The organism is Nostoc cf. edaphicum LEGE 07299 (assembly GCF_015207245.1).
Classification (GTDB): Bacteria; Cyanobacteriota; Cyanobacteriia; order Cyanobacteriales; family Nostocaceae; genus Nostoc; species Nostoc edaphicum_B.
Genome location: NZ_JADEXF010000400.1, coordinates 1 through 4,776, shown reverse-complemented (window position 1 = coordinate 4,776; position 4,776 = coordinate 1). Strand labels below are relative to the sequence as shown.

The 4,776-nt window shown below is 41.0% G+C and carries 4 protein-coding genes; all 4 read left to right on the top strand.

What is annotated here, in order from left to right; genetic code table 11:
• A partial coding sequence (locus IQ229_RS13465) for an ATP-binding protein (RefSeq protein ID WP_194044426.1) occupies nt 1–1,508 on the top strand: 1,508 nt, incomplete at its 5' end.
• Nucleotides 1,509–1,695: 187 nt separating this feature from the next.
• On the top strand, nt 1,696–3,594 hold the full coding sequence (locus IQ229_RS13460; protein WP_194044424.1) for a DUF3370 family protein: 1,899 nt from the start codon (nt 1,696–1,698) through the stop codon (nt 3,592–3,594).
• A 71-nt stretch (nt 3,595–3,665) separates the two neighbouring features.
• The gene (locus IQ229_RS13455) at nt 3,666–4,235 is read left to right on the top strand and encodes a Uma2 family endonuclease (RefSeq protein WP_194044422.1); all 570 of its coding nucleotides are present in this window, start codon (nt 3,666–3,668) and stop codon (nt 4,233–4,235) included.
• A 153-nt stretch (nt 4,236–4,388) separates the two neighbouring features.
• Nucleotides 4,389–4,776: DNA phosphorothioation-associated protein 4 (locus IQ229_RS13450; RefSeq protein WP_194044420.1), on the top strand; the 388-nt coding region annotated here is incomplete at its 3' end.

Sequence of the window (4,776 nt, the reverse complement as noted above, 5' to 3'; positions counted from 1 at the left end):
TACGACATTTACGAGAGGCTAAAAAGACCCTAGAAAATGAGTTGAAAGCTATTGTACATTCTGAAATTAAACAACTATTACGACAGCAGGAAAAGATACAAAGAGAGCGTGACCGCATTACTAAGCGGCAAACTGAAATTAAAGAAGAGTTAGAATATCAACAAACTACTAAAAAAGAGACAAGTAATCGTTTGCGAGAACTGAGTGCTGCAAAAGAATTGCAAGAAAGATGGCAAAATTTAGAATCGCAAAAGACGGTAAATCAAGAAGAATATAAAAAAACTAAGGAAGCTCTAAAAAAAGTTATTTCTGCACGGGGTTATACAGTTTTGCTCTCAGAGACTACATCCCAGTTTAGAGGAATTATCAATGATTTGAAACAGCGCGGCGAGTTAACATCAGGAATTTCGCGGGAATTTGTGAATGATTTACTCAATTCCCAACGCTGTATTTGTGGCGCAGAATTACACGAGGGTAATCATTCTCATACTCATGTGAGTACCTGGTTAAATAAAGCAGGTTCCTCGGCGGTGGAAGAAACTGCAATTCGGATGAGCGCACAAGTAGATGAAATTGATAAGCAAGCTATAGGTTTTTGGGAAGAAGTTGATAGAGAACAAACTAGGATTAATCAGTTAAGGCAAACGATATCTCAAATTGAAGGCGATTTAGACAATATTCAAGAACGGTTGCGAAAAGATGCCAATGAAGAAATTAGCAGTTTGCAAAAACGTTTAGATGAAATTGAAAGTAAAATTGATGAATTAAATCGAGAACAAGGTGCAAATCAGCAGCAAATTGCTCAACTCACGACTGAAATTGAAGGTTTAAATAAACAAATCGCCAAACAAAAGCTGAATGAAGACAAGCAAACTTTAGCACAGCGACGAATTAACGCCACTCAAGATGCAATCGAACGATTAACAGAAGTTAGAAATCGTCAAGAACAACAATTCCGTCTGCAACTAGAAAAGCGAGTACAAGAAATATTTATGGAGATTTCTGTGACTCCATATATTCCTAAAATTAGCGATAAATATGAACTGACATTAGTAGAAAATACTACAGGCATAGAAGCACCAGTTGCAGCATCCACGGGCGAGAATCAAATTCTCAGTTTATCCTTTATTGCCAGCATTATTGACAAAGTAAGGGAATGGAGTGAGAAGCGGAAAATGATGATGATTCCCGATAGTAGTACTTTCCCCATAGTGATGGATTCACCCTTTGGTAGTTTGGATGAGAATTCGCGGCGACACATTGCGAAAACAATTCCCCAACTAGCGAATCAGTTGATAGTTTTAGTAACCAAAACTCAGTGGCGGGGTGAAGTTGAAGCGGAAATGACAGACAGAATTGGTAGAGAATATGTGCTTACATATTATTCATCCAAGCCGGATTGCGAACAAGACAATATTGAGTTGGGTGGAGAAAGATATCCTTTAGTGAAACAAAGTCCGAATGAGTTTGAGTATACGGAAATTATGGAAGTTGAACGGGATAGGTAATTAAGTAAACAAAAAGCCAAGGCGAATGGAATAGAGCCTCCGGCACGCTACGCGAACGCAGCTAGACAAACAAAGTCCACCTCCGTGGGCTAAGAGAAAATTAAGATTTTGTCTCTGTAGACGCGGTTTCTAACCGCCTTTATTAACTTCTATACAAATTACGAATTACGAATTACGAATTATTTTAATGCTCCTCAAAAAAACTACAGTACTCGTCGTTTCCCTCTTAACTCTATCAACCCCCAACGCCCTAGCCTTTTCTGACACCCAAAGCTATTGGGCAAAAAATTGTGTCCAGCAACTAGGAGAGCGTAAACTTATTACAGGCTACCCTGATGGTAGTTTTCGCCCAGAAGCAACAGTGACACGTGCTGAAGCAGCAGTGTTGATGCTAAATGCTTTTCCTGATTCACCAGTGAAACGCACCGCTACGTCATTTAAAGATGTACCCAGTAATTATTGGGCGAATAAAGCAATTTCTGCCGCTTACCAAAAAAGATTTTTTTCTGGTTATCCAGGTGGGATTTTCCAGCCTAACCAGCCAATTCCTCGCGCCCAAATCATTGGTGTCGTAGCTGGTGGGAAAAATTACAGTCCTCTATCCAACCCAACGCAGATATTACAACAATATTTTAACGACGCGGGACAAATTCCTAACTATGCACAGAGTTCCATTGCATCTGCGACTATTAATAGTATTGTTGTCAATTATCCCAATGTCAAACAGCTAAAACCATTGCAAAGCGCTACTAGAGGTGAAGTTGCAGCTTTGATATGTCGGGCGTTAAATATCTACACGGTTCCTCCACAATATATTGCTGGAGTTGAAGTACATCCGCAAGAAGTACGCCCTTTACCAGGAAAACTCGATATTATTCCCACCTTTAACAGCAATAGTCCCGAACTGGTAACAACTGAAGGAATTTTACTATCAACTTTCCCCCCAGATGAGAAACAAGTACAGTCAGCACATTTAAATTATCCCTTTCAAGGTAGATTTGATATATTTGCTCATCATATCGTCAGGGCGGAAACATCAGCCCAAAGCCGCACTGTTTACCAAGGGATAATTGTACATAATCCAGGAAATGAACCTGTGACGCTGCAAGTATTACAAGCAGCTAGTTACCTCACCAAAGAAGCACCGTTTATCGCTTTACCTGATGTGGTGGAAAATCCCCAAGGTACAGTTTACTCTGGCCCAGGCGATCGCACAATGAATGATGTGTTGCGGGGGGTTAGGCAGGGGATTTTTCCCGAAAAGCTGGTGATAGAACCAAAAGAAACACAAATCCTAGCGAATTTAGCCATTCCCGTACAGGCTCCTGCTTCTAACGGTCGCACTACGATGATGCGCTTGGCAAGTAGTAGCCCAGTTTATCTCGCAAATTTAGTTAAAAATAGTAATATTCCACCCACCTTAGCCGAGTGGCAAAAGCTTCTGGATACAGCAAGTTTAGCAGGAAAGCGTGACCCCATTCCTACACCTCTCGACCCTCCCAGAGAACCAACGGTATTTAGTCGCGTTGCTGGTGTCTCCCAAGGAACGCAATGGCAAACACAGCTTACGGATAATCCTAATGTATCTGAGTTAACGATACCCCAAGCAGGAAAGGCGTTTTCTTATCCTTTGGGAACTGTACATTTAATTACTCTCAGCACTGGGCAAATTCAAAGTGCAGCGATGTTAAAACGCTATCCTGATACGGCATACTTTGCTCACAGTAACTATGGTGTTGAATACAATCTGACTTTACCTCTGAGAAATATTACTAATCAAACTCAGACAGTAACTGTATCAATCCAGACTCCTGTGAAGGATGAAGGGGGAACAGATAGACTGCTGTTTTTAAAGCCTGGTGTAGAACAAATATTCTTTCGGGGAACGGTGCGCGTGCGTTACATCGATGATATTGGTGTGGAAAAGACGCGCTATGTGCATTTGGTACAGCGTCGGGGACAAAGGGGCGAACCGTTGGTGACGCTGAAAATGTTAGCGGGTGGAAAGCGAGAAGTACAGGTGGACTTTTTGTATCCTCCAGATTCTACGCCGCCGCAGGTTTTGACGGTGAGAACGGACGGGTGATTTTTTCACGCAGAGGCGCAGAGGTTTTTTAGTTAGAGTTGAGAAAAGTAACTTTTGAAAAGGATAAGGTTATGGTTGCGAGTCCAGAACAAAATTATATGACTCCCAAAGAATACCTGGAATGGGAAGAACGCCAAGAGATTAAATACGAATATATTAATGGTGAAGTTTTTGCGATAACTGGGGGCACTATTCCTCACACCACTATTGCTCTAAACTTAGCTTCAGCATTAAAAAGCCATTTGCGGGGAGGTTCTTGTCGCGCTTTTATGGCAGATGCAAGAGTAGGCGTAACCGAGAATGGGCCTTTTCATTATCCTGATGTTGTAGTCAGTTGTGATGAACGGGATAGACAAGCGATTAAATTTATTCAGTATCCATGTTTAATAGTCGAAGTTCTTTCCCCTAGTACGGAAGCTTACGATAGAGGCGGAAAGTTTACGCAGTATCGCCGTATCGAGACTTTGCAAGAATACGTCCTCATCGATGCTCAAAAAATCGGTTTAGATTGCTTCCGGTTAAATGATAGAGGACTCTGGGAGTTACATCCTTATGAACAAGGGGATGAAGTTCATTTAACCAGCGTTGATTTCCGCTTTCCTATTTCTTTGCTTTATGAGGATGTTCAATTATCAATTTAAATTTCACGCGGAGGCGCAGTGGCAGGATGGACTATGTTAGTGGGTAATTTGTTTGTTTAGCGATCGCCCACATACTAGTATAAAATAATGCGGTAAGATGTGCGACCGCTTTTGACTTTCGGTTAAAATAGTAACAATGTAGATATTAAAACAATGGCTGCAAACAGAATCAGGGTTGCTAAAGATAAGGCTGAGTTGGTGAAATCTCTAGTCGCATCAAAAGACACAACTGGGCCTTTTCAAACTTATGTAGAAGTTATGGTGTTTGCAGCAGCATTGGGCGTTAAAAATAAAAAGCGTGTTCCTTTGGGGGAAACTACAAAAAGAGAACCATCTCCAATTCCACAAGAAAATTTTGCTTCATTAGGTTATGACCTAATCATTAAATTATTAGGAATCACTGAAACTAAAGATATCAACATACTCTCATCTAGAGAAGAACAAGATGAAGATAAACGTACTCAAATATTTGAAGAGTATGCTAACGCCGGACTGGAAATTTTACAAAACGAGTTGCGCGGTTCTGTTGACTACTCAGAAC

Bases quoted from the DNA above. Each gene is read 5' to 3' on its own strand.
- IQ229_RS13460 (WP_194044424.1), top strand. From the start codon at position 1,696: ATGCTCCTCAAAAAAACTACAGTACTCGTCGTTTCCCTCTTAACTCTA.
- IQ229_RS13455 (WP_194044422.1), top strand. From the start codon at position 3,666: ATGGTTGCGAGTCCAGAACAAAATTATATGACTCCCAAAGAATACCTG.